This window comes from Paenibacillus alvei DSM 29 (assembly GCF_000293805.1).
Lineage (GTDB): Bacteria > Bacillota > Bacilli > Paenibacillales > Paenibacillaceae > Paenibacillus_B > Paenibacillus_B alvei.
Map to the genome: position 1 here is coordinate 40794 of NZ_AMBZ01000011.1, position 22989 is coordinate 63782.

Annotated in this window: 43 protein-coding genes; all 43 read right to left on the bottom strand. The window is 44.3% G+C overall.

What is annotated here, in order from left to right:
• Position 1 precedes the first annotated feature (1 nt).
• Positions 2 to 373, bottom strand: coding sequence for a hypothetical protein (locus PAV_RS27015; RefSeq protein ID WP_005551338.1), 372 nt, complete (start codon positions 371 to 373; stop codon positions 2 to 4).
• Positions 360 to 575 (bottom strand): Rho termination factor N-terminal domain-containing protein, encoded by a 216-nt coding sequence (locus PAV_RS27020; protein WP_005551339.1) that lies wholly within the window; start codon positions 573 to 575, stop codon positions 360 to 362. The genes PAV_RS27015 and PAV_RS27020 overlap by 14 nt, the downstream gene beginning before the upstream one ends.
• A 43-nt stretch (positions 576 to 618) precedes the next feature.
• Positions 619 to 1740: a major capsid protein gene (locus PAV_RS27025; protein WP_005551340.1), complete on the bottom strand. Its 1122-nt coding sequence runs from the start codon at positions 1738 to 1740 to the stop codon at positions 619 to 621.
• Positions 1741 to 1756: 16 nt separating this feature from the next.
• Entirely contained in the window at positions 1757 to 2380 is a 624-nt protein-coding gene (locus tag PAV_RS27030; RefSeq protein ID WP_005551342.1) for a phage scaffolding protein, read from the bottom strand.
• A 121-nt stretch (positions 2381 to 2501) separates the two neighbouring features.
• Entirely contained in the window at positions 2502 to 2768 is a 267-nt protein-coding gene (locus PAV_RS27035) for a hypothetical protein (RefSeq protein ID WP_005551344.1), read from the bottom strand.
• Between the two features lie 119 nt (positions 2769 to 2887).
• Positions 2888 to 3859: a minor capsid protein gene (locus PAV_RS27040; protein ID WP_005551346.1), complete on the bottom strand. Its 972-nt coding sequence runs from the start codon at positions 3857 to 3859 to the stop codon at positions 2888 to 2890.
• Positions 3856 to 5337: a phage portal protein gene (locus PAV_RS27045; RefSeq protein ID WP_005551348.1), complete on the bottom strand. Its 1482-nt coding sequence runs from the start codon at positions 5335 to 5337 to the stop codon at positions 3856 to 3858. Before PAV_RS27045 ends, PAV_RS27040 begins: the two co-directional genes overlap by 4 nt.
• A 13-nt stretch (positions 5338 to 5350) precedes the next feature.
• Positions 5351 to 6622, bottom strand: a complete 1272-nt coding sequence (locus tag PAV_RS27050; protein ID WP_005551350.1) for a PBSX family phage terminase large subunit — start codon at positions 6620 to 6622, stop codon at positions 5351 to 5353.
• Positions 6615 to 7418 carry a phage terminase small subunit gene (terS, locus tag PAV_RS27055; protein ID WP_005551351.1) on the bottom strand — a complete coding sequence of 268 codons (804 nt, stop codon included), beginning with the start codon at positions 7416 to 7418 and terminating at the stop codon, positions 6615 to 6617. The genes PAV_RS27050 and terS overlap by 8 nt, the downstream gene beginning before the upstream one ends.
• 57 nt (positions 7419 to 7475) lie before the next feature.
• Positions 7476 to 7682: an Acb2/Tad1 domain-containing protein gene (locus tag PAV_RS27060; RefSeq protein ID WP_005551352.1), complete on the bottom strand. Its 207-nt coding sequence runs from the start codon at positions 7680 to 7682 to the stop codon at positions 7476 to 7478.
• 36 nt (positions 7683 to 7718) lie between these two features.
• On the bottom strand, positions 7719 to 7889 hold the full coding sequence (locus tag PAV_RS34950) for a hypothetical protein (protein WP_005551353.1): 171 nt from the start codon (positions 7887 to 7889) through the stop codon (positions 7719 to 7721).
• Between the two features lie 46 nt (positions 7890 to 7935).
• Positions 7936 to 8283 (bottom strand): hypothetical protein, encoded by a 348-nt coding sequence (locus PAV_RS27065; protein WP_005551354.1) that lies wholly within the window; start codon positions 8281 to 8283, stop codon positions 7936 to 7938.
• Positions 8265 to 8417, bottom strand: a complete 153-nt coding sequence (locus PAV_RS34955) for a hypothetical protein (RefSeq protein WP_005551355.1) — start codon at positions 8415 to 8417, stop codon at positions 8265 to 8267. Before PAV_RS34955 ends, PAV_RS27065 begins: the two co-directional genes overlap by 19 nt.
• Positions 8418 to 8461: 44 nt before the next feature.
• Complete coding sequence (locus PAV_RS27070; RefSeq protein ID WP_005551356.1) at positions 8462 to 8731, bottom strand: hypothetical protein; 270 nt, start codon at positions 8729 to 8731, stop codon at positions 8462 to 8464.
• A gap of 523 nt (positions 8732 to 9254) precedes the next feature.
• Positions 9255 to 9470 carry a hypothetical protein gene (locus PAV_RS27075; protein WP_157267318.1) on the bottom strand — a complete coding sequence of 72 codons (216 nt, stop codon included), beginning with the start codon at positions 9468 to 9470 and terminating at the stop codon, positions 9255 to 9257.
• An 88-nt stretch (positions 9471 to 9558) separates the two neighbouring features.
• Positions 9559 to 10008, bottom strand: a complete 450-nt coding sequence (locus PAV_RS36610) for a helix-turn-helix domain-containing protein (RefSeq protein WP_238555933.1) — start codon at positions 10006 to 10008, stop codon at positions 9559 to 9561.
• 9 nt (positions 10009 to 10017) lie between these two features.
• A complete protein-coding gene (locus PAV_RS27085) occupies positions 10018 to 10443 on the bottom strand; it encodes a hypothetical protein (RefSeq protein ID WP_005551361.1) in 426 nt (141 codons plus the stop codon).
• 137 nt (positions 10444 to 10580) lie between these two features.
• Positions 10581 to 11018 (bottom strand): ArpU family phage packaging/lysis transcriptional regulator, encoded by a 438-nt coding sequence (locus tag PAV_RS27090; protein ID WP_005551363.1) that lies wholly within the window; start codon positions 11016 to 11018, stop codon positions 10581 to 10583.
• Between the two features lie 2 nt (positions 11019 to 11020).
• On the bottom strand, positions 11021 to 11251 hold the full coding sequence (locus PAV_RS27095; protein ID WP_005551365.1) for a hypothetical protein: 231 nt from the start codon (positions 11249 to 11251) through the stop codon (positions 11021 to 11023).
• Complete coding sequence (locus PAV_RS27100; protein WP_005551367.1) at positions 11248 to 11649, bottom strand: hypothetical protein; 402 nt, start codon at positions 11647 to 11649, stop codon at positions 11248 to 11250. The genes PAV_RS27095 and PAV_RS27100 overlap by 4 nt, the downstream gene beginning before the upstream one ends.
• Positions 11642 to 12181: a YopX family protein gene (locus PAV_RS27105; RefSeq protein ID WP_005551368.1), complete on the bottom strand. Its 540-nt coding sequence runs from the start codon at positions 12179 to 12181 to the stop codon at positions 11642 to 11644. The genes PAV_RS27100 and PAV_RS27105 overlap by 8 nt, the downstream gene beginning before the upstream one ends.
• On the bottom strand, positions 12174 to 12383 hold the full coding sequence (locus tag PAV_RS27110; RefSeq protein WP_005551370.1) for a hypothetical protein: 210 nt from the start codon (positions 12381 to 12383) through the stop codon (positions 12174 to 12176). The genes PAV_RS27105 and PAV_RS27110 overlap by 8 nt, the downstream gene beginning before the upstream one ends.
• Entirely contained in the window at positions 12376 to 12582 is a 207-nt protein-coding gene (locus PAV_RS27115) for a hypothetical protein (RefSeq protein ID WP_005551371.1), read from the bottom strand. Before PAV_RS27115 ends, PAV_RS27110 begins: the two co-directional genes overlap by 8 nt.
• Positions 12579 to 12749: a hypothetical protein gene (locus tag PAV_RS34965; RefSeq protein ID WP_005551373.1), complete on the bottom strand. Its 171-nt coding sequence runs from the start codon at positions 12747 to 12749 to the stop codon at positions 12579 to 12581. Before PAV_RS34965 ends, PAV_RS27115 begins: the two co-directional genes overlap by 4 nt.
• Positions 12746 to 12904: a hypothetical protein gene (locus PAV_RS34970; protein ID WP_005551375.1), complete on the bottom strand. Its 159-nt coding sequence runs from the start codon at positions 12902 to 12904 to the stop codon at positions 12746 to 12748. The genes PAV_RS34965 and PAV_RS34970 overlap by 4 nt, the downstream gene beginning before the upstream one ends.
• On the bottom strand, positions 12901 to 13566 hold the full coding sequence (locus PAV_RS27120; protein ID WP_005551376.1) for a hypothetical protein: 666 nt from the start codon (positions 13564 to 13566) through the stop codon (positions 12901 to 12903). Before PAV_RS27120 ends, PAV_RS34970 begins: the two co-directional genes overlap by 4 nt.
• On the bottom strand, positions 13559 to 13786 hold the full coding sequence (locus PAV_RS27125) for a hypothetical protein (protein ID WP_005551378.1): 228 nt from the start codon (positions 13784 to 13786) through the stop codon (positions 13559 to 13561). Before PAV_RS27125 ends, PAV_RS27120 begins: the two co-directional genes overlap by 8 nt.
• A gap of 30 nt (positions 13787 to 13816) precedes the next feature.
• Positions 13817 to 14131: a hypothetical protein gene (locus PAV_RS27130; RefSeq protein ID WP_005551380.1), complete on the bottom strand. Its 315-nt coding sequence runs from the start codon at positions 14129 to 14131 to the stop codon at positions 13817 to 13819.
• A 33-nt stretch (positions 14132 to 14164) separates the two neighbouring features.
• Complete coding sequence (locus PAV_RS27135; protein WP_005551383.1) at positions 14165 to 14470, bottom strand: VVA0879 family protein; 306 nt, start codon at positions 14468 to 14470, stop codon at positions 14165 to 14167.
• The gene (locus PAV_RS27140) at positions 14467 to 14670 is read right to left on the bottom strand and encodes a hypothetical protein (protein WP_005551384.1); all 204 of its coding nucleotides are present in this window, start codon (positions 14668 to 14670) and stop codon (positions 14467 to 14469) included. Before PAV_RS27140 ends, PAV_RS27135 begins: the two co-directional genes overlap by 4 nt.
• Positions 14671 to 14697: 27 nt before the next feature.
• Positions 14698 to 15501, bottom strand: a complete 804-nt coding sequence (locus tag PAV_RS27145) for a DNA adenine methylase (RefSeq protein ID WP_005551386.1) — start codon at positions 15499 to 15501, stop codon at positions 14698 to 14700.
• On the bottom strand, positions 15498 to 16604 hold the full coding sequence (locus PAV_RS32790; protein WP_005551387.1) for a DNA cytosine methyltransferase: 1107 nt from the start codon (positions 16602 to 16604) through the stop codon (positions 15498 to 15500). Before PAV_RS32790 ends, PAV_RS27145 begins: the two co-directional genes overlap by 4 nt.
• Positions 16605 to 16617: 13 nt before the next feature.
• Positions 16618 to 16995, bottom strand: coding sequence for a nucleoside triphosphate pyrophosphohydrolase family protein (locus PAV_RS27155; RefSeq protein WP_005551388.1), 378 nt, complete (start codon positions 16993 to 16995; stop codon positions 16618 to 16620).
• Positions 16996 to 17129: 134 nt separating this feature from the next.
• Positions 17130 to 17798, bottom strand: a complete 669-nt coding sequence (locus PAV_RS27160) for a sigma-70 family RNA polymerase sigma factor (protein WP_005551389.1) — start codon at positions 17796 to 17798, stop codon at positions 17130 to 17132.
• Positions 17795 to 18310, bottom strand: a complete 516-nt coding sequence (locus PAV_RS27165) for a Holliday junction resolvase RecU (protein ID WP_005551390.1) — start codon at positions 18308 to 18310, stop codon at positions 17795 to 17797. The genes PAV_RS27160 and PAV_RS27165 overlap by 4 nt, the downstream gene beginning before the upstream one ends.
• Positions 18311 to 18591: 281 nt before the next feature.
• Positions 18592 to 18732: a hypothetical protein gene (locus tag PAV_RS34975; protein ID WP_005551392.1), complete on the bottom strand. Its 141-nt coding sequence runs from the start codon at positions 18730 to 18732 to the stop codon at positions 18592 to 18594.
• Positions 18729 to 18926, bottom strand: coding sequence for a hypothetical protein (locus PAV_RS27175; protein ID WP_005551393.1), 198 nt, complete (start codon positions 18924 to 18926; stop codon positions 18729 to 18731). The genes PAV_RS34975 and PAV_RS27175 overlap by 4 nt, the downstream gene beginning before the upstream one ends.
• A complete protein-coding gene (locus PAV_RS37065) occupies positions 18927 to 19055 on the bottom strand; it encodes a hypothetical protein (RefSeq protein WP_262866879.1) in 129 nt (42 codons plus the stop codon).
• The gene (dnaI, locus tag PAV_RS27180; protein ID WP_238555936.1) at positions 19052 to 19993 is read right to left on the bottom strand and encodes a primosomal protein DnaI; all 942 of its coding nucleotides are present in this window, start codon (positions 19991 to 19993) and stop codon (positions 19052 to 19054) included. Before dnaI ends, PAV_RS37065 begins: the two co-directional genes overlap by 4 nt.
• Positions 19994 to 19998: 5 nt before the next feature.
• Entirely contained in the window at positions 19999 to 20901 is a 903-nt protein-coding gene (locus tag PAV_RS32795; protein ID WP_005551397.1) for a hypothetical protein, read from the bottom strand.
• 8 nt (positions 20902 to 20909) lie between these two features.
• Positions 20910 to 21239, bottom strand: coding sequence for a hypothetical protein (locus PAV_RS27195; RefSeq protein WP_005551398.1), 330 nt, complete (start codon positions 21237 to 21239; stop codon positions 20910 to 20912).
• Entirely contained in the window at positions 21205 to 22164 is a 960-nt protein-coding gene (locus PAV_RS27200; RefSeq protein WP_005551399.1) for a recombinase RecT, read from the bottom strand. The genes PAV_RS27195 and PAV_RS27200 overlap by 35 nt, the downstream gene beginning before the upstream one ends.
• Positions 22164 to 22976, bottom strand: a complete 813-nt coding sequence (locus PAV_RS27205) for a YqaJ viral recombinase family nuclease (RefSeq protein WP_005551400.1) — start codon at positions 22974 to 22976, stop codon at positions 22164 to 22166. The genes PAV_RS27200 and PAV_RS27205 overlap by 1 nt, the downstream gene beginning before the upstream one ends.
• Positions 22977 to 22989 lie beyond the last annotated feature (13 nt).

Genomic DNA, 22989 nt, shown 5'->3' on the forward strand with positions numbered 1-22989 from the left:
TCTACCACCTCAATCTGCGGTACCGATTTAAGTCAATACGATAATTAGTCACAACCGAATCAATGACCTTCTTAGATGTATTGGTGACCCCAGAACTCGTTGCTGGTGCCGACGAGGTATCGCCCACTTTGATAGATTCACCCCTGTCGGAAGTGTCGTCTATTTCATCGATATGGGACAATTCAATGCGGCATACATCTATAACCATTGATGCCCACACGAATTTGAGAGCTTCCGGAATTGTAGATATTGCACAATAATGCTTAATTCGGTTGCCAATCTCCTCAATGTACGTACCAATCAAGTCCATTTTAGAATCATCCGGAAGATCAAGGCGACTTTTCACAATAGCCCAAATATCATTTGCCGTCATCGTGAGCCCCCAAGATGGCCGCTAAGACATCCGCTTTCTTAGTCGCCCCATTTAGTTCGATGCTGTTCTTTGCAGCATATTCTCGAAGTGCTGGCAGGCCCATCTCTTCAATAGGTGTCTCTTCTTCGACCTTGTCACAGCGTTCCAAATGTAGACGTAAGACAGAATCGCTATAATCAGTTCCGCAATTAGGACATTTCATACTACCACCACCTGTGAAAAGAATTAGGGGAGAATCCCTCCCCTTAACCCAAAATACGTGTAGCCAATTCTGGATAGATACACTTAACGCCATACAATGTATCTAAGGAAAGAGTCTGCATTTTTGTTTTAACGTCATATCCGAATACCACTCGCAAACTCAAACCGTTAAAGTTTGTAATATATGCATCTTGCGAACCGCGTGGCAATTCAAGCGGTCTTGACACAAGCGCAAAAGCTGATTCATGGAAAGCCAAGTTTGCAACGTGTCCACCGCTCTTCTGATCCGCAAAAAGAACAGCGCCTGCATTAACGTCATTTTTAAGAGCAGGGTAGATTTCAACAGTTCCAATTACTCCTGCTGCTGCAGGGGCAGTGTCCTTTACAACTACATATTGGTGACCATCCACCATGAATACATCACCTTTTTTAAGTGATGCTGTGGATGCCTTGGCAGCACTTTCGAGCTTGATTGTAGTAGCTCCCTTAGAAGCGGACACTGTAACGTCATCAAGCTTTGTATAACCGCCAGCTTTGTGTGTAAATACAGACTGTTCCATGAAGTTATCAAGTCCTTGAATACGTCCCATAGAACCCTCGCGTAACGCAAGCGTTGTTCCCGATTTCTCAGCATTAACAACTGCCGGAATAATGGTCAATTGTGCATCGGCTTCTGGATTCCATACTGCGCGCCGTGTGGCGAGGGGAACTTTATTTTCATTCAGCATACGACGGGCATCGGCAAAGCTTTGCAACGAATCAGGTGTTTTTCCTGCCACGCCAACATGATACGGCACTTCAGAATATAGTCCGAGCAAATCACGGTTTACTTTCTCAGCAATTGCTATCATTGCAGGCGTAAGAATTTGTTGGTTGAAGTCTTCAATATTGAGAGTCATTTCTTTCGATGTAACTGGAACCGATACGTCCGCAATTTTATCCAATTTCACCAGTACGTTTTCTTCGTTCACATCTTGCAATTGGATTTCTTTATCAAACTCATCCGCTTTAAATACAGCCGGTTTACGAATTTGAATAGTGTCACCTTGCTTTTTATATTCATTTTCGTAATTGCGGTGTACTAAAAACGGCATTGTCATGTTTTCTTTCAGAATAGGTAATGCTTGACGTGCAATAAGTTGGGCTGTTAAGAATGTATTTGGCATAGGATATCATCTCCTGTTATTTGTTTTTTTGTTGCTCCATGAGCTTGTAATACTCTGCATCTGACATATTTTCATAATCAACTTCGTGGTGTCCACCGCTACCGCCTGCCCCATCTGCCGGTGTAATCCCTTTGAATGTCGGGCCTTTTTTCTCGTCCTCTTTTTCCTGCTTTTGGGCAAACAAAAAAGCCTTCGTTTCACGAAGACTCTGCAACTGTTCTTCGAATCCAGCTTTTATGCCGCCGTCTTCGTCAAGTTCAATTTTCGTTTTATCCAGCAATGACAAGACCAATTCAGCATCATGAGCAGAATCACCTATAGCAAGGCGTAGAGCTGTATTAGTTTTTAGCTCTTTCAAATCAGAAGCATACTTCTCTGCTGCGGCTTTGTTATCTGCTTGGAGTTTAGCGATTTGCTGCTTCAATTCATCGTTATCCCCAACGGATTTTTTCAGATCTCCTAGTTGCTTGTCGCGATCTGCAACCTCCTTCTCAGCCTTTTTACGCGCTTCAACTACATCGTTATATTGTGTTTTGGCCACAAAATGCTTTGGTAACTCCTTATTCACATCAGCAACCAATTCATCAACCTTTGATTCGTCGAAGCCAGATTTCTTTAGTAATTCCTTTAACCATTCCATCTATAAATCAACCTCCATAGATTTTTATAGCTGCTCTCCAGCTACGGGAGTCGACCGATATACTCCGATCGTTAAGTATGCCTAGTTTTACGCCATACGACAGGGCAAAGGTTTATCCGAGTTACTCAACTAGGGTGTATCCCTCATCCGCAAGCGCCTCTTTTGTGCAAACCCGAAGTGATCCGTCGGCCTCTTTGACAATGCACTCACCCAGTTTCGCAACCAAAACGCTATAGGCGCCGCGGATCACGCGCAACTGCACACCTCCGCTGGTATACTCGACACTGATCGGTAGGCCTGCGAAGTCGATGATCGCCTTGTGGTTCTCAGGCGTGTTTGTAAACTCGACCACGTCAATATACACGTTTTTCTTGTACCGTTGTAACATTTAAATCAACCTCAGCCTTCTTCTTTTTCAAGACGTCCAAAAAGGCCCTGATAGTCTCAATCAAGGCCTGTGCTAATCAACATATTTCTTTTTCCACTGCGAGTAGTTCATGTCACCGTCTACATAATACGTTTTTCATCTTTGGCAATTCGTTGTCCTCCATCTTCGTTATCGTTGAAGGCAGCAACAGTGGTACATCGGCAGCGCGGGTGTAAAGGTGCAGCGTTGATCCCTGTCATTTTTTCAGATAATTTGAACGTCCTACCGTCCATGCTCCCACACGTCGGGCATGTACGCTCTGATAGGGTAGCAACGAATTGATACTTCTTCACTACTCCACTTTCTCGGTATCCATCAAATGTAGCTTCCGTGACGATGTGGGCAGTCTCTGTGTTTATTAATGTTTCTGCTGCCCGATAGCTTACATTCATTCGTTTCGCGAGTTCAGCCGAAGTCTGCGCTGTACTCCGACCACTTATTATAGATTGTGTAAGTGTAGTTGAAAGTTGTGATGCAAGTTTGTCAGTATTGCCCCATATGCGGGTGCTGTAGTTCCCTCCAGCCCATGGCGTCTTCACCACGCGCTCTATTGCTACGGGATCGACTTTGGCAAACGACACGCCAATTCCTACGCCTTTTTGTATCTCGTAGATACTTCGGTAATAGATATCCTTGTAAACGTCTCCTAGCAAGTCAGATAGCCCCTGTTCTTGACTATGGGCTAGTGTGCGGATCTGACCATCGATCTGCATCTCTAATGCCTCCAACCTGGAAACGCGCGTCCGGTAATAAACGTTGTTTAACTGCTTCGTCCATTTACCATCTCTGTTGTGCTTGGCCTTATCAATGAATTCCTCAAGAGTCATTTTGAACTCTTGCAATTCACCTGCACTGAGTTGCTTCCTCGCTTCAGCAAGGCTGATTCCATTGTTCGATGCGTAGCGTCCATAGAACACTTCAATATCGCGCTGTATAACGCGTTTGGCGCGTTCGTATTCCTTGTACAGAGTTTTGGTGTACTGGCCTGCTTTTGCATGCTGCAAGTCACCTACCTGCTCGGCACGCTTCTGCCAATATTCAGCCGGCTTCATTCTCCCTCATCCTTTGACTTTGGTTCATTGTCGTTAGGGAAATCATACTGTTCAAACCGTCCTTCTGCCTGTTTAGCTTCTTTTTCACGACGTTTCATTTCTTTTTTGGTATCAGTAACCCAAGGATGGTTAGCGACTATAGTCTCATCAGATATCGTGCCGACACTATCCTTGACGTTTTTAATCGCTTCACTCTCATTTATGATTATGTCGCGGTTAAAGATGAATTCCACTGTTTCTTCTGAGAAATCCTTACCTGTGGTATTTAGTATATGAGAATCTATGAACCATCTTAACTGCTCTAGGCTGGCTTGAAATTCAGTCTCGATGCCGTTTGCATCCAAATCCAGGTCTGAATATAAAAATTGCAGTGCTACACCGCTCTTGTCTCCGCCAAAGTTTTCGGATTGCGTATCAACTCCCCGACCGAACTCATAAATGTCCTTCCGGTTTCGCGCCATATTCGCTTCGTGAGCTTCCGTATTAATTGGAATGGAAATCGCATCTATTCCAGCACCTACACCAGTGTCGTCTAAATCAATCTTGACCAATTTGTAAGTATTAATATTTTGACGAATTTCACCGGCGCTACTGCCTCCAAAACCTCTGACAGCGATTAAGGTGTTCGGCAAGTCTTCCAGGTCATTAGCGTTATCTGATTTACGTCTGTCATAATGATCTACCAAGGTCTTTATCAGTTCAACAAGCGGTTGTTCTTCATCATTGTATTTGAACGCGATAAAGGGAACCTTTTCCCATACCATAGGTGTTACATTTCCCTTTTCGTCTGAAGCCGTGAAGTGTGATCCGACATCTCCCAATTCAACATCCGCCCTAAGAGTCGAATTCCTAGACTCATAGCGCTTTACGCCCTCGGTATCCCACCATTCAATCTTAGTTATCACGACCTTGTTAATGCCTTCATATGCTACAACTTCATACTTTCTAATGATGGCATCAAGTTCCGTATGAGCTTTATCTTTCCATAAAGGTATAATCTCTTCAGATGGTATTTCCTTAAATGAAAGATTACCTTTTTCGTCGTAAAACACATGCATCCATGCAATGCCTTTGTTTATGGAACTCTTCCCAATACTTTTCAGAAGCTTAAGCATCTTTTTCCCGAAATACTTAGATAGACTTTGTTGATATTCTTCGTTATCAGTTTGAATGCTAAGAGGTTTTGAGAGAAGATAGTCCGTTTTCTGGTCAACCAATTTACGGACAAACCCGTTCACAAGTTTGTTATTAGGGAGATGTTCAACCTCTATCAGCATTCCATTCTCGTCGATTGCGGTTCTTTTTCGCTTTAGAATGTCGGTTTTATTACGATAATAACGCTCACCGGTCAACATCCATTTGCGCTTTTCCGAACCTTCCCATTCGGCAATCTCCGTCTGGATGATCTGCTCTAAAGTCATGGCAGAATTAGCCCCATCCTGCAATATCTTCACAACTTCCTTCATCTCAGGTGTCATGGCATCCTCCTTCCTAGGCAAATGTAACACCTTTCTTCAAGTCGGCCACTTCGTAATCGTCCAGCGCGTACCATATTGCCGAAAATGTATGAGGGTCAATCTTGAATTCATCCGGTATAATGTTGCCTGTCTTATCTTGCTTATATGTCAGATATTTGAGTTCTCTTATTGTGTTTGGGCACTGGTCTGAACAAATTATCTTCTTGAAGCGTTTGATCTTCTTGGTGTACTGAAGGCGGGAACCACTAAACTTCTTAGCTGCCTTAATGTTGAATCCTTGTTGCTTGAAATACTTGATCGTTTTCGGTTCCGCACTATCGCCCCTTATCAATTCACCTGTTTCTTTGAACTCCTTAATATCCTCAGCAGTGCGATCATCAGTCATCTTGTTCTTGTAATACTCCCAATAGATGTATAGGATCTTTTCATCATGATCGACGGCCAGACGCAGCAACGCATTGTAAGAAGTCTCGAAACCAAAGTCCATACCAGCGCGTTCAATCGGTTTCCTGATCCGCCCTATAGCTTCCATGACTTCTTCATGTGGCATATCTCTGAATTGCGGCAGCACCTTAACTCCGTTCACACCAAAACGACCTTTCCGTGCAATCCGGTAAAGGTCTGGGTCATATTCCTTCATTTCTTCTAGCTGTGTAATATAGTCAAGCGGCAGGAATAGGTTGTCATCAGCCACTGAATGGTGATAGTACGTGTTGCCTACTACAACAGTGCGTTTCTCATACAACTCCAAATCATCAAGAACAATACGGCCTTTCAACTCATCTTTGAAGAAGTGCAGGAATGTCCAATTGTCTTCTCCCACTGGGTTCGTTGAAAGAATCATGTGTAATGTCAATTTGGGGTGCCGCAACCGGCCCAGTAGTTCCTTGAAGCCCTCATATTTGACCTCTGAGCATTCTTCAATCCAAACGATAGACACGTTATGAATTGATTTCAGCTTTGCAGGCTTATCCATCCCCTTAAAGATAATCTTGGAGCCATTAGGGAAACGAATCTGCATTGGTGACGACATCGGCTTAACAATGCCTTCCAAACCTAAATCAACTATGATTTCCTCAAGAAGCGAAAAAGTGGAATCTCTATGAGTGTCGTATACTTCCCGCACTACAAGCGCCGTCCGTTTTTCACTCAGCAGTTTGAGAATAAGCTTTAAGCCTACATGGTAACTCTTGCTGCTGCCGTATCCGCCAACAAGGAAGTAGAATTTATAATCCCAATCGAATAGAAAGTCCTCAAAATGCGGGTTTACCTCTTTCTCAACCATCGGCATTACCTTCTGACTTCGAAGCCCGTTTAATCATAATCTCAATAGGCTTATCATCATTACCGGTCGCCTTCTGTTCGAGTACAGCAACCTCACCCTTAAGCTTCTTGAGTCTGAGCTGCTGTTCTTCGTCTGCGTGCCCTTGGCGGCACATTTCTTCGCATTGCCTAATTAAAGACCTCAACTCGCTCATTGCTCGGCTCTGTGCTGTTAGGAAGGTAGCGTGTCTATCCCAAGCGAACTGGAACTCATACTCTTCCTCAGTAGCCACTCTGTCATAGCCGCCTCCGCTACCGTCTTCTTCTTTATCTCGTTCAATATACTCGTATTTCGCTTTCTTAAGCTCCTTAATCATTTCGCCTTTGCTTTCGACGAACATAATGCTCTGCGCCCTGATTATTGCCGCTTGCTGTATAACTATGTTATCCATGATGATGTCAAGCGGCGACCGCGTTGAAAGCTCCCCCATGATTTCTAGCGTCTCTTCTGGGAGGTATTTTTGGTAGAAGCCATGTGTAACGGCATTACTATTCCCCTTGGGTGCGCCGCCTTCATTACCGACTGCGTTCTTGTTCCCTTTGGGCGCTCCGGGCTTTCCTTTATTGGTAACGTTACTATTGTCAAAGGGAACGTTACCTTTTAAATCGTCATCCCATTTATCGATACTCTTCCACTTTCGTACCTGGGATTCTGTTAGGCCCAATTCAGCAGCAACATCCTTAAGCTTCATATCGCCGCCGCTTTCGAGCCACATTTCCTTCGCTTTATCCCTGTTTGGGCTGCGTGCTCTTGCCATTAGGTCATCACCACCACCTCCATTAATTGGTTAGTGTTGTTTTGTTGCTCCCTCGACTTATTCGTTACGTGCGATGGAAGCGTTAGCCCACATCATTGCTTGTTCAAGGTTGGTCATTACTAATGACTTCTCACGGCTGTTTGGACACAGTTCTTCGATCACGTTTGCCAATTCTTTTGCCTTCTCTCGGATAGCTTCGTATTTAGCCGGCTGCCCTTCCTTTGGTGCGTGATACTTAAAGTTGTTCTCTATTACTGGATTCATCTGTATCAATCCCTTCTGGACATAATAAAAAGCCGCCTATTGGCGACTTGGTTCTGAACTCTCTTCAATTTTCGCAAGATAAATTTTCTCAAACAAACTATTCTCGTTATTCCGCGAATCATATTCAGCCTTTGCTTCGTCATATGTTTCAAATTCATCAACAGATACTTCGTAATCGTTATATATCCTTACGATGATCCATTTCATTTAATTCACTCTCCCCGAAACCAAAAAGCAATGAGCGACTTCTTTGCTAAAGCTTCAGATGCTTGTACATCTCATCCCACTCAATGTAGATGCCTTGCATGTATTCGTTGTGACTGATCTTGTCAGGCTTTGACTTACATTCTGGCGATATCCACTGTACCCGACAGAATGGTAACCCGTTGTGCTCTTGAGCTGCCGAACTGTAATAGTACATATGTACTATTTCAAATGTCTTGCCTGCATGTACTTTCAGTTGCTCTAACTGTTCAAGAATGATAGCGCGTATTGCTTCCTTATCTTCGATAATCGCTTGATCCTCAATTATGTATCTGGCTGATATCCGTTTGGTTGCAAATGAGGTATCGTCTATACTCACTATTGTGTATTTAAGCATAAAGTACACTCCTCCATTTTCAAGCTTAAACGACGCATAATCGTTCTCATTGATTCTGCCGCTTCTTCTGCCTTTGGCAATGCCTTACTCATAGCCTCTTCCACATTCATTAGATTGAATTCATCTAAATTCATACGCCGTTATCCTTTCTATAGAAAAAAGCACCGGGTAGGGTGCTTTACATTGTTTCGAATCTTTTTTTCTGGAATTTTGAAACCTTAAATTCAACATCTATATAAATTTGTCCGGCCTTTTCTTCCGAAATGTTGAATTTATCCCGTGCTAATCTCGCTACTAGGTCATCATGTGTTTCGTCGTAGTTTTCCCCGTTATTTGTTACCCTGTCATACTCTTCTCTCATGTATCGATAAATATTAGCTTCCTCTTTTGGTAGAGAATCAAGAAGTTTTTCTACTTCAGGATCACGATTTTGGCTATCAAAGTTCAATGACGTTCACCTCCTTATGTCATATTTCGACAGTAAGGAAGGTATTTCCTCCAAACTCATATCAAACACCATTCAACAACAGGATAGTTATCAATCCCTCTCTTCGAATCTAAAACAAAACATGATACGAAGAAGGGAGGTAATTCCATGAAACTATTTTTAAAAATACTACTATTTGCAGTTGAATTGATTAGTGCAATTATCGATCTGATCAATAACATTATGTCTCTATTTCAATAATCAATAGGAGGATAGCCGTTCATCAAGGAGCGGCTATTTTATAAAAAAGGATAGAATTAACGTATTATGTAGACGCTGCGCGGTTTCCACCGGTATCCTTCTTGCTGTCGCCGGGTTTGTTCGCCGCGCCTCTCGTTCATTGCATCTATGTTACTATCTTACACCCTTAAAAACCTAATGACCTGCAAGATATCTGCAAAAAAACTGCAAGGTTTTTATCGTTTCACCCTGCGGCGTTCGTTTCTTATGGGGTTAAGATCCTGCTTATTTTTATGGTAATATTCTAGACTTGTCTTCCTGTCATGCTCCGCATTATGTACTGGCTGGCAATCAGGACAATGTCGTTGACTCCCTCCCATAACGATGTATGTGCTTCCGCATCTTTCACAGGTGTCACTGCTTCCCAATATCCTAGTATTGCCTTGCCGTTTGCGCCGTTTGTGATCTCTCCCAGCTTTCTTTGTTCGTTCCGCTCGGCAATCGGGGCAATAATATGCACGTGGTCCGCCACTAAATATAACGTTGCATTGGCGGCAATTCCGATCAAGCAACATATGCTACACTCCTAACGTATCGGTAGCCGGTTATTAAGCCTTCTGTCTAGGATTAGGCTGATTTCTATCAATCGCCCAATCTCTACCGACTTTTTTAGCTTGTACTTTCCCTTGCGCACAGTAGTTTTTTACTGTGCCCGGTGCAAGCCCCCATTCTTCCGCTGCTTCTTCTACCGTCATTATATTTTCGAGAGCTTTTTGGTTGAACATCTTCACTACTGGGTTTCGCCAGTCACATGTGTCTGGCAGCAGAGCAATTCGCTCTATCTCCTCATTAGTAGCATGTGGATCGATTGCAGTCACTACTTCCCACGAAAGCATATATTCTCTGCCCTCCTCGTCCATTCCGAAGGCATCAACATAACACGGGTTTCCTGGGAGAAACCACGGGTCAATCCGCGGCTTCCCCTTCAGATTTATCTTACATCCTTTGTGCATGAAATATGGATTTTCGTTCTGAAAAAGCTCATTATACATACTCATAATTCCTCCTTATAGCCACACAAGTTGGCCTTTATTATCAAGTTTAAAGCGCGCTGATTCTTTATCCAGTGCAATCTCGTACTCGTAAGCACTGCATACATCGAATCGGTACATCCTGATGTCCATTCCTGTCTTGTTGCTTTTGCCCGTCGCAATTGCCTCGAGCTCTTTTTTGATATCATAGTTATTCCCGTATGGATCTTTATTGACACGGACTTGAAAGACTTGTACATCTGAGTTAACAATGAAATGGAACATATCTTGCTTCTTTCCCACGTTATGGAACCCGAGTTTCTCCAACAATGTAACTCCTCCTTGTTTAATTTCTTTCCACGCCATTCGAAGAGCTTCTGCAAAGTATTCTATTGCGCTACCACCGAATTTCACCACTGCCGACTTTGCAATTTTCCAAGCTCTTGTCATGACGTTTTTCATCTTCTCTTCCTCCTTGTTTTGTGCGCTAGCGCACTTCCTACATTTAAGATATCACGTGCGCTAGCGCATGTCAATACTTTCCTTACCAATATTTATAGCTAATAAAAACCGCTAGGGATTACCCCTAACGGCCATGTTTATACTTCCTCGTATACTTCCAGGCGCAGTGCAAATGCCAAACGGTGAATAGCTTTTGACTTTGCGTAATAATATGCCCTCTCTGACATGTTCAGTTCAACGTACACGTTCACATCATATACATCCTCTTCTCCTAAATACCTCAATTCGATTATTCTGCGCTGAATCCTTGCCAACCTTCCTACGGCACGCATTACCTGGTCGTATTCACGCTGCAATTGCTCTTCACGATCTACATTGTATACGGATAAGTCTGCCGTCTGGTCGGAGGTAACGTTGGTATTGCTTCGCGGCATATCGCTGTACGTTGCAGTAACTTTTGCTTCACGCCGGATGAATCCGAATCGTTTGAACAGCCTTGCAGACTCCAATCTTTCCTCAACGCGGCGCCAAGTTTCCTTTTCGTCCAATTTGAACATAGAAAGCTGCTCCCCCATTCTTATCCCTCCAGTATCTCGAATAGATCTAACTGTCCATCCTCAGATATATAATCAGATGCATCTATGACATAACCGCGTAGCAGCCAAGCAGGTTCTACTTCTGTGGACTCTTCCGCCTCGCCTTTGATCGGTTTCCCTGCAATGCGCTGCTGCCCTTTATACCGGTTGTCCCAAGTCTCTTCTGCCTGAGACGTCCATACCCAATGTGTCTTAGCAGTTATTTTGTTCATAGCTTGTCTGCTCCAACGTTTCTGAGTTTGTCCGCTATTCGGTCGGCTTCTTCGTTATGTCCGTGCATTGCTAATGTACCTATGGCATCAAGTAAGATGTCTTTCATTTCGTCCGCTCGTTTCTTCTCGGCTCCACACTCTTCCCTCATATTCAGGAATTTGGTTTTAAGCGAGTGGTAATCGCAGTTGATCCCTGCCAGTTGTTCTTTCAGCTCTTCGTAACATTCTGACTTGATACGATACTGTTGTAGCCAGTAACCGAGCCGTTCTTCCTCCCTTTCCGCCGATAGATATATGACACCCGGTTCCCGGTTACTTAGTGTTTCAAGCTCCATATTCTTTACAAGCATCCAATCATCTTCCCAGTCTCTTGCCGGCTGTTGTGTTGTTTCAGGCATCCTTACTATCTCCTTTCAACAGGCTATAGTGTTCGTGTATGACTTCGTACTCAATCCACCATTCTTCATCTGTCCATTTTCGCAATGGGAATCTATCAACTGTAAAGCATCCATCCTCACACAATTTAACTTCACGTTTGTTAATTACATCTAAATAAAATCCACACTCCACATCGTCCCATTTAACTATTGCTTTTTCGTTCCAACGGAATGTGTATCCATAATCTAACTCTTGTTCTCCAGTGATTAAGACTACGGCGTTATCATAGATCTCCTTGCCATTCCGGTCTGGAAGGCCTGTGTATTTACCTACTGTTTCCCGGTAAACCTTTGTGTACACTGCTTCTTTGTACGCCTCATCATATGTCCGACCCTCGTCATAACTATTTGTCGATACAATGTAAATATCATCCCCGCCTAAATCCAGCAGGCTTCCATATACTAATTCACCAGGAACATACTTTGATTCTGTGTATTTGATGATCCACTCCTGTTTCTTTTCTCTGCCGCGATACTTGATTGGTCTACTCATCCCCTATGCCCTCCCCAGCTTTCACAATGTTTTCTGGTGCATACCAGTCAATTACGAAGCCTACACCGTAGGGAGCAAGCTCGTTGTGCTTCACGCCGATTCTTTTTCCAGACTTTGACCACCCATAGAAGCTTGCTTCACTTAACTTCTTTGATATATGCTTTACGCTTTCGCCTTTCTTGAAATCAGGCTGTTTACTCATCCCCTGTACCTCCTGGTAGGTTAATTATGGCGTAATGTGTGACGCCCATAAGAAGAGCATCTGATGTAGTCCACCATGCAAGTCCTGTTACTTCTCTATGATCTAAATATGCACTGGTCACCGACTTGCCGTTAGTAACCAAGAATTTCACCTTGGTCGATGGTGGGTTTTCCTTGTCATACTTTATCCACTCGATCATTCCCCTGTACCTCCTGACTGCTCCATTTCCTCAATTGCAGAATCATAAAAAGAATCAAAGGGTTCTGTTTTCCCGTTCATGTGCCAATTGGCAACTTCCAGCCCTTGACCATACAGTTCATCGAAGTATTCTTTAAATCTCAGCAATTGCTCTCTTGTATATGTCATGACTCTGCTTCCTCCTCGTCTTCCCATTCCAGCATCACTTGGCAATATGGACAGTACAAAAAACTACGTTCGATTGATTCACTTCCACAGCTAGGGCATTCGTACCAGTCGGTTACCCAAGCTTCTTCAACACCTGATAACATATCTACTTTCATGACTGCTTCCCCTCCTCCTGTATGCGTTGTATGGTATATGAAAGTAGATTGATATCATTTGTGTAGTCGCACCTTGTACACTTGAAGAGTCCCATTTTCTCGTTTATTTTCAGTTCATCCCTCACGATTATCATTGTTTTTAGTGCGTCTTGGAGCCGCTGGTTTAGCCGTTCCACTTCTTCCTCCGCTGCAATTGCACGCCGTATAGCGTGTGGCGCAACTACTTCATACACCATGTCTTCTATCTCGCTCGTATTTCTCGTGATAGATTCGAGTATCCCAAAATCTTTCTTTAAGTCACGCTTATTCATGTTCACTCTCCCCTCCTGTATGCGTTGTATGGCTTCCTTAGCCTTTTTGCTAGCGTCAACCACGTACTCTGACCATGAGCTGTCAACGTACCATTGCAACGTGTTTAGTGCATCTTTGAGCAGACATTCGACTTTTAGTAACTCTGCCACATGCTCGTTATGCGAAGCTCTCTCTGCTGCGTACTCTTCTTTCAGACGTTCTACTTCTTCCCAGCCTGCCTTTTCAGATTCGATCAGGGCACATAAATTATCCGAATCCGCCGTTACTTCTGCATTTCCGCAACTTGCTTGCAATAAGTAGAGATTTAATCCCCATGCTTCTCTGGTCTCTTCTGATAGCCGCTTATTCATTCTGTTCACCATCCCCAAGTATGATTATCCGTTCGCCTGTCTGTGAACCGGTCACCATGAATCCGACCACCACAATATCTTCAGCAAGGAGTTGAAGATATTCGAATCCTTTGTTGTGAATAGATTCTGCCAACTTTCCGAGCATGTCCGGTTTAATCATTAGGTTCCGGTGGCCTCCGTCTTTTATCATCGCCGTTATGTTTATCAACCCTGTATTCATCCCTTTACCTCCCATAGAGGGCCGTAGCCATCAAGATTGTTCTTCAATACCCAATTGCAGAATGATACTTTCCGCGAACTCGGCTGCTTCTGCTTCCTCACTCGGTAGCAAATCACGCACGTATCTATGCCCTGCCCTGAATGTCGCCAACTTCCTAATGCTGTCCCAAGCTTGCGCGTAAGTGACGATACCAAACTTCTTATAGAGCGAATCTTTATATCTGGCATACACTTGAGCTAAAGGTCGGGAAGTGTCTTGTGCCGTTCTCAGATCCTTACCTGTCAGTTCCTTGATGACTTCTGCTGTTATGTCCGCCTTCAGCATCTTCAACTCGCTATCAGTCATTTCTATCTCTCCCCTTAGAGGGCCCGAAGGCCCTTAATCTGCAAAGTCGAAAACTTCTACTTCGTCACCATTTGGCGTAATGACAACACGTCCTTTTCCAGCCGTCCCCAAGAATCCGTATGCTGCCCAATTACAACCAGCACCATCTGCATGCCGTCCAATACACTCCTGGTAAACTGAGCTTTTTGCTTTTGCTAGTTCCATCCCACACTTGTCTATAAAGTCTTGTCCGCACTGTACATGTCCGCACGATGAGCATTTAAACCTCCACTTGCTCCCATCTTCACCGAAGCGTTGTTTTGCTTCCTCTCTCCACTCTTGTAAAGCTTGTTTGATCATCGTTCTACACTCTCCCTCGCCTTTTGTAACTGCTCCATAACTCTATCCCGTTCCTCGGCAGCGGCTGACCATCTAGCGTTAGCTGTTGTGATCCGTGCCCGGGAAGCACCTAACCCAAGTGACCGACGTGCCTCCGCTGCCTTCTCCGTTCGTTTCTCCGCTGAAACCAATTTCCGTTCCAATGCCGCTATTTGGTTCATGTTCTCTCCCCTTGGGCTTTGCCCATATTAGAAATTTAAAACTAGTTGACCAACCTGCGCCGCTGCTACAGGGTTAATCCAAAGAACTTCGGTTCTTGTTCGCCCGCCTTCTGCCTGTGCTGTGCGTGTCTCTCGCTTCCAGTGCTTCAGTCGTTCGTTATACATTGGATGGTCATATCCGCTTAACAACACAGAGCCGGTATGAGCATCTAAAACTTCTAGCAGCTCGAGGTGATCGTCTTCGTTCATCTCATGCCGATACATTCTATTGTTGCGAGTTGATAGAATGTACGGTGGATCTGCGTATATCAATACATCATCCCTGTTGTGTCGTTCTATTAATTTCACTGCTGGTTGTTGCTCGAGCTGAACACCTTTCAACCTGTCGGTGACCGCCAAGATTTTCTCCGGCATTTCATTCCATTGACGCACTGGCCGTGGCCCATTATGGTCGATTATATGGCGCCAACCTGTCCGATCTGATGTCTTAGCGCCTCGAGCCATCCAACATCTAATCAAGAAGCGCCTAGCACGCTCCAATTCATCTTCTACCGTCTCGTAAGATGTGTAATACTCTTCGCGGCTGTATGGTGTCCAGTGAATGAGTCGTGATAATTCCTCTGGCCGGTCACGTATGACTCTGAATAAGTTCACTACATCCCCATCCAGGTCGTTTATTGTTTCCAGTGGTGACGGTGGTTTGTTGAAAAATATCGCTCCGGATCCGAGGAACGGTTCCAAGTATGTTGCATGCCGTGGCATGTTATTTACGATCCAATCCGTCATACTCCACTTCGAACCTGGATAATGCAATATCCGTGGTATGCTCATGCTCTCCCCTCCCTGCCCATATAGTCATCTATTGCTTTAATTCCGTACATCATAGGTAATATCTGTACAGGATCGACCGCGTTTCCTAGTGCCTTCAACCGACCTTCCTTGCTATTGATTCCTTTCACTACACGAGGTGGTTCCCAATCATTTTGAGGATGTCCCATAAATGCAGGCTGTAGATACTCTTCCATCCATTTCGCTATGGAATCTAATGGGTTGGCTCCACATCCGTCCAACCAATCGGAAAATTCATAAGACATTCCACCCAATCTGGATTCAGTTGTCCACCTACCTGCTCCGGATGTTGATGCCCTACGGCACCTACCAACATTGTCCCGTGTGTACCATTCGCTTCGGATGGAGCTAGAGGCCTGATCGGTTTCCAGTCTTGGCTTGCAGTTGGTGTTGGCCGAAGCCTCGCCTCTCTCAATATCGCCCCTGGCAACGTGTCTCTTTTTATCTGACTTGGAGGTAGTGTTGCATTCTTGCTGTCTTGAGCTGTTGGTGTAGCCCAATATGAACACTCTGTCTCTTCGGTGCGAGGCGCCAATAGCCGCAGCCGGTATAATAAACGGTTGGACTTCGTATCCAATGTCTTCAAGGTCTTTACAGATACGACCGAATAACAATTCTTCTTGTTGTGTATATAGCGCTTCGTATATGTCTTCTTCCTCATCGTGGAGTATGGTTCTGCCTTCCACTTGAGGCTTCCCATCTGTGTTTGCCATACTGATGATTCCAGGCACATTTTCACCAATAAACCAAGTGGGCTTGATTTCTTGCAGAATTCGGACAACTTCCGGCCAGAGGTAACGCTCATCTTCTGTTCCGTCTCTCTTCCCTGCAAGGCTGAATGGCTGACATGGGAAGCCAGCGGAAACAATGTCAATTGTTCGATCATTTGTGATGATTCCATCCCGTTCTAGTACCTCCCTAGTTAGTTCACATACATCGTCGTATATTTGGACATTAGGCCAGTGTTTGCGTAATACGCGCTGCGGGAACGGCTCCCTTTCGCAGAATGCGACTGTTGTCATTCCTGCCCATTCCGCAGCCAAATCGATCCCGCCAATACCTGAGAATAGGCTCAGCTTGTTCACTCTATTCCCTCCCTTATAGCACTTTCCCGCCGTGACGATGTGGACGAGTGGCGTTGTATGCCATCTTTTCTGCTATTGCTCGTTCCAAGTCGATGCCGTACCGCCCGCAAGCATCAAAGACCCTAATAACAACGTCCGCGAATTCCGATGGTATACCGCAAGGCTTCCACTCTGGTGTTCTTTGGCGATCCGCAACGATCTTTTCGCCGTCTACTTCCTTCTCGTACCATGCCTCAGTTGGTTTCTTTCTGTTCCGGTAATCCTCCAGCGCCTCAGACGCTTCCGAATGAATCAATGCGATAATTTCACCGAAGCTCCGTTCTTCTTCCCACCAGCCCTTTGATACTGCGTTCATGTGTGATTCCTTGACTAATTCGTTAATTGTTTTCATTGGTTAGTTCCTCCCTGAATTTGTTTATCCCGGACTGCCTGTATCCACCCCGTAAGGGCATCCGCCTCACCACAAAACAGTACATATGTTCGGTTTTGTGCATGCAAATCCCCGCACTTTTGCATCGTGTTTTGTTACATCAATGAAAAGTGTACTTTTGCTTTTCTTTTAACACCTTCGATTCGCTTATGAATTGCTTGGCAACTTACGCCTAACATCTTTGCAATTTCTTTTCTGGTGAATCCTAGATTTAGAAGTTCAGTTACCTCTTGTTCTTTTGCAGTAAGGCCGCTTATGAACTCTGATACATCACACCCAGTAAAGTCAGATCCAATTTTTATTAAATCCCCTATTGTGAAGTCGCTATCATCAACAGGGCAGCTAAGTGATGTTAATCGTTTTTGGCTTGCATGCGCCAATGCCTCTTTAGCCCGCCCAACCGGTATATTAAGTTTCTTAGCTATTTCCTCAGGGCTTTCATCCATCATTTTCCGTTTAAAGGTCTTGTTTGCTGCATCGAATATATGGGTTGGAACCCGTATTTGCCTACCGTTTTCTCGGATATATACCAAGATGTATCCGTTAATGTAACGTACACCAAAGGATGAAAACGAAAATCCTTTCTTCTCATCGAATCGATCAAAGGCTACCATAAGCCCGATAGTTCCTTCAGCCACCAAGTCTTCATATTCCACACCAGTCAATCTTGCATATCTCGCTGCTGACTTTAATACTAGCTTCTTGTTGTTTTTGACGAACGTTTCTAAATCCCCTAACGCTGGATGATGCTGCCGTAAGTTCATGCTGCATACACCCTTTCAACAACGCTCAGGTAATCGACAGGAACCGTTGTAGTAGGTACTTCATAGGCATGCATTTCGAAATCGTCAATTGGAATGCTCTTTCTGCCTTTCGGTTCCTTGCTCCGCATCCAATATGATCGCAGTGTTTCAAATTGCATTAAGTATGTTTTGTGCAATTTCGTAAAGTGAACCAGTAGAAAAGCCACCCCACCTTGACGGTGATACTTTTCCAAATACTCATATTGATGATCTTCCATATTGCTTAGATCGAAACGCATTAGGCTTTCCACTGACTTAGCTTCGAATGCTATTGCCATGCCGTTTGCAACGCCGTCATAGTCAACAGTAGATGTTTTTTGGAAGAACCCTGATGTCACCTTGTTACCACTCGAGCGAGTAACCTTTATCGGTGTCGGGCGCTTATTAATCAGTCCTGTCCCTTTTTTTTCGTAAAGCTCATTCGTGAAATCTAGCATGCTCTCAAAAGCCATCCCTCTATTTGCATATGACATTCGTTTCCCCTCCTATTTTCGTTTCTAAGGCGTTCATATGTTCAACCCTTCCCATTGGTCTCCCGAATCTGTCAGACGTGAATTTGGCGTTGTTCCGTTCGTTAGATGATCAATTTTTCCGTCTCCAAGGCGTTAAGTGTTTGATTTTGAAATATATCACTCGTTCACATGAAATGATTTGCTTGGCATAGTAGAGTTTGAATTCATGGCTGATTTCTTCCCTACATTCCCTACACACTGGAACTAATGCCCATGTTCTGTTTGCAGCTTTGTCGCATCCATCAACCTTGCATTTCATGTCCTTTCCCCTCCCGAAGCCGCTTATATAGTTCATTACCTGCTTGTTCGATATCGCTTGCAGTTGCCATATCGTCGAGAATTACAGCGCAAAGTTGAAAAATAGACGCTGCTTTAAAGTTCATTTTGGCTGCCACCCCGGTATGATTGTTTTTGATTTTTTCCCGTCATATGTCCGGTACGGCCCTATATTCTCCATCCGTTCGCGTTCTTCTTCTGTCATTTGCCTCACCGTTACGTTGCTTGGCTTTCGGCCTGCATCTTCTGCTGCCAGATCACGCCGCGGCACTGCTCTTACTCCACTGCTTTTATAATCCATTTATCTCGCCCCCGGATGGTCGTCCTCCGCCGCCTCCTGACTGCAGCATGGACATGGACCAGTTTTTATACCGCCTTTAACTAACCAATACATTACTCCGGTTCCTTCGCATACTTCACATTGCTTCATTGGCCCCGTCTCCTGTTCCGCCCGTTCACATGTACAAGCTTTACCCATGGTTCGATCCTTTCCATAATCCGTGCTGCCTTCTTCTTGTGCTGTGCTGGTTCCATCTTGTCGAAGTCCTTCACATTTGTGAGGTGACGCTCGAGTTCGGACATGCTCAGATTCGATGTATACAGCGTGACTTTCCGTTCCATTCTCCGCTGTAGTACCGGCCCCAATACTTCATCCCTTGTCCAAGTCGTGAGCGGTTCGGCCCCGATGTCATCCAAAATGAGTACATCCACATCGCGGATAGCATCTAGTTTGGCGCTCACTGAGTTGGTAGAGATTGAGTCCTTTACCTCTTCCATAAAGTCAGGTACGTATACCAATGCAACTGCAACACCTCGCTGTGCCAGCTCGTGAGCAATTGCCCCAACGATCCTTGATTTCCCTACACCCATGTTTCCGTATAGGTATAACCCTTTCACTGTATCGTCCTGGTTGAAATCAAGACAGAACTTCACGCATTCTGTGATAGCAGCTTGGCGCTGCGCATCAACGTCCAAATTATCGAAGGATGATTCCGCTATTGATGCAGGCATATGATGGCTCTTAATCATCTGTTTAATTTTCTGCTGCTTCATGACCGCCTGCTGCAATTGACATGGAAGCAATCGGAAGTTCAGCAAATCATGAAATAACGGATCTGGCTCAGGAACTAACCTATGACCAGGGAATTCATTCTGGCATCCTTCTAGCCCTGGACAACTCTTACAGTTGGTGCAATGAAGTGTGTAATTGTATAACTCACTTTTCTTGCTCTTTTTAAGATCCCTGTCAGGGTATTCTTCCTTGAGTGCAACTATATCCGGGTGCTGCTCGAGAGCTGCGTTCATCCTCTCAAGCCGTTCCAAAAAGTTGGGCGGCATGACCTTCGCCTCTCGGATGGCTTTCCCCATATCTTTCAACCGGTATCACCTCGCATTCTTTTAAGCTGCTCTAGCAAATCTATGACGTTATCATTGCCTTTCTCTTCGGGCGGAACGGTATCCGCCTCCGGGACAGAACCCGACGCCTCCGCAGTGGGAACAGTGCCTTGCTTGGCGTGAAGATCGAATATAATTGGTGAGCAGCGTTTTAGTGACCTAATTTCATCACGTCCATGTTTCGGCTTGAATGTATCAAAGGACTGATCGATTCCACTTAATACAGTTCGAAGTGGTATGCGATCAGAAATATATTTGTCTATCTCCTCTTCGTCAGTATTTGAGATGACAAGTCCTTTACCTCGACGTTGAAGATACTTAGCCGTAATTTGTGATCGATATTCTTGGACTGATATCTTTCGTTCAGAGTCAGCATCTGAATTATTAGGAATGGCATCCTGTTTCACATTCAGTCCAAGAATGGTTTCGATAGAGTCAGGACGACTATCTTTCTCATCATTCTTTTCATTCTCTTTATTCTTTACATTCTTGTTTGTGTTCACTTGTTGTTCAGTTGTTGTTCGGTTGTTGTTCACTTGTTGTTCAATCTGTTGTTCACTTCCTTGGTACTCAGACCATGAAAGTATTGATATTAAGCGGTTTTTGTTGCTGTTTTGTTGTTCAATTTGTTGTTCGATTTCGAACGATTTCAGAATACGTTGCACCTTACTTTCGTGAATGTTGAATTTTTCAGCTATCGTTTTTCGCCCCGTTATTAGCTGCCCAGGTTGTAATGTAATTCGCTCTCCTGAGAACATCGTCTGATATTCTTTATGAGTCGCATTTAGGAGCAGATACATCCACACGGCGATATAGTCGCTATCCTTACATACCACTGGATTCTCTAGCGTTTTACGATGCAGTTTGATCCAGCCTTCCATACCACCACCTACTTGCTTTTTAATGCTGTGTTTATCACTCTTGCAACCATTCGTCGGAAGCGTATGCCCTCGGGCTTCTCGTCCATCCAGTCATGACAATCTGTGCAAAGGTGGAGCAAGTCCGTAACTTTTGTCTTCCATTCCAAATGCTTTCGGCCCGTGAGATGCGCTCGTTCTATTGCCCTTTTCTTGCCGCACAACTCACAGATGCCCTGCGATCTATCTTTCAATTCCGCATCCACAGACGGGCTTATATCACCCATCTGCTTCTGCGTTTGCTTTATACGTGTGCTCTTTGTCGCCTTACTCTTCGACTGCGGATTGAACGGTAGATTCATCACCACTCACCTGCTCATCCTCAAAAACTTTATAATCCACATCAAAGATATTGTCAGACTCAATTCCATTGTCTTTTTTAGGCTTAAGAACTGCCTCGTCAAGCGCCAATTTCTCTTGCACTTCGATGCTGATTGGCATATATTTTGCCATTTCTTTGATGCATGTCTTTTTGCACATGCTGTCAAAATGGTCCACCCACGGCCCTGTTAGCTTCCCGTTATATTTGGATTTGGAGAACTTATTGGCATGCTGTAGACTTTGTTCAATCGTCATTGTCGTGAAATCAAATGAACCATCCTTTAGCCGATACGCAGCATAATGCCGCACCGTCTTCCCCTGATCCTTTGGATTTCTGCTCTTAATCTCGTTTATGGCTTCTGCAATCATCAAATCCATGAAGCTACCATTTTGATCTGGTACAAAGTTGTCTAATAGATGAAGCATATCGAATGGAACATGTACAAGCCGTTTATCTTCTCCCTTGATGTACACAAACAAATCATTTTCATACACCGTCTCAGCGTATATTTTCGCCACATCACCAGTCCGCCGAATCAAATCTATTTGTCCTTTGTATCCAATTTGGAACTGACATTCCATCGTGCCAGTTTTGTTGTTATAGAATGGAACCAGGTAGGCGTGGCCTATTAAATTAGGTTCTAGCCCCAACGTTGCACAATTCATCACAGCCCCCACGATGGATGGCGGCGTACATTCTGTTAGTTTTGGAGTACGGCTAATCGCTGTTAATGTAATTCTGGCGAGCCGTTCTGGTGTCATATGTTTAGGAACCAATGACTTGATAGCAGGGAAGTTGTCTGCTAGTTCCTTCTTAATTATCAAATTGAAATTTTCAAACTTGGTATTCGTCTTCGCTGCCAATTGACTTGCTATATTTGATTGATCCACAGTTTTGTTCGCCATTAATCGTTACCTCCAATCACATTGAACACCCTTGTTCCTTTTGCGTTTGACTTCCAAGTAAATGCCAAATCACCTTGCCAGTATGCACACTCTGCCTCGCCCATAATAGCTTTGATTTGATTCTTGGCCGTCACTTCTTGTTCAGTAGCATTCACTTTTGCTTTACGCGCTTCATACAGTTGTTGTATAATCGGGTAAACATCTTCTGCCAAGTTGATGGATACCGGCTGTGAAGTCGGGTACATCTCGCTCAGACGTGCCGTGTCTTGATGCGAGAAAGCTGGAGGGACTTTCGCCAGAACGTGGTTCTGCCAAAACTCACGTTCAACTGTAACCAAGTTGCTTATTAAGTCATCATCTCTTTCGATGACTCTCCATTGAAAGTCCCATCCTCCAATTAATACCGCTATGAACCATCTATCAGCGCCAGTAACGGCCATGTAATGATTGCATTGTAAAATGTATTCGGTCGGCGCTTGAGTGCCTGACCAATCATCGCGTCCATATTCGGACGTGTTTTTTATTTCTAAGCCTGCATTCATGCCTGGTAGCCAGCGGTCTATATTTGCAAACATAAACTCATGTTCTGGATGTTGGAAGATGTAATTCTGCCGCCAAACCTTATAACCTGTATCTTCTGCGAACCAGTCAGCTATGAAAGGTTCAAGCCTTCTACCTGCTGCCATCTTGGGATTATCTTCGATTGGCGGAATATCCCCTAGTTTGTCTAAGTAAACTTCTACCGGTGATCTGTATCTGCTCATTCCACAGATCGCTGCAACGTCTGAACCGCCTATCCCTTTTTTCTCCACTCCAACCACTCGT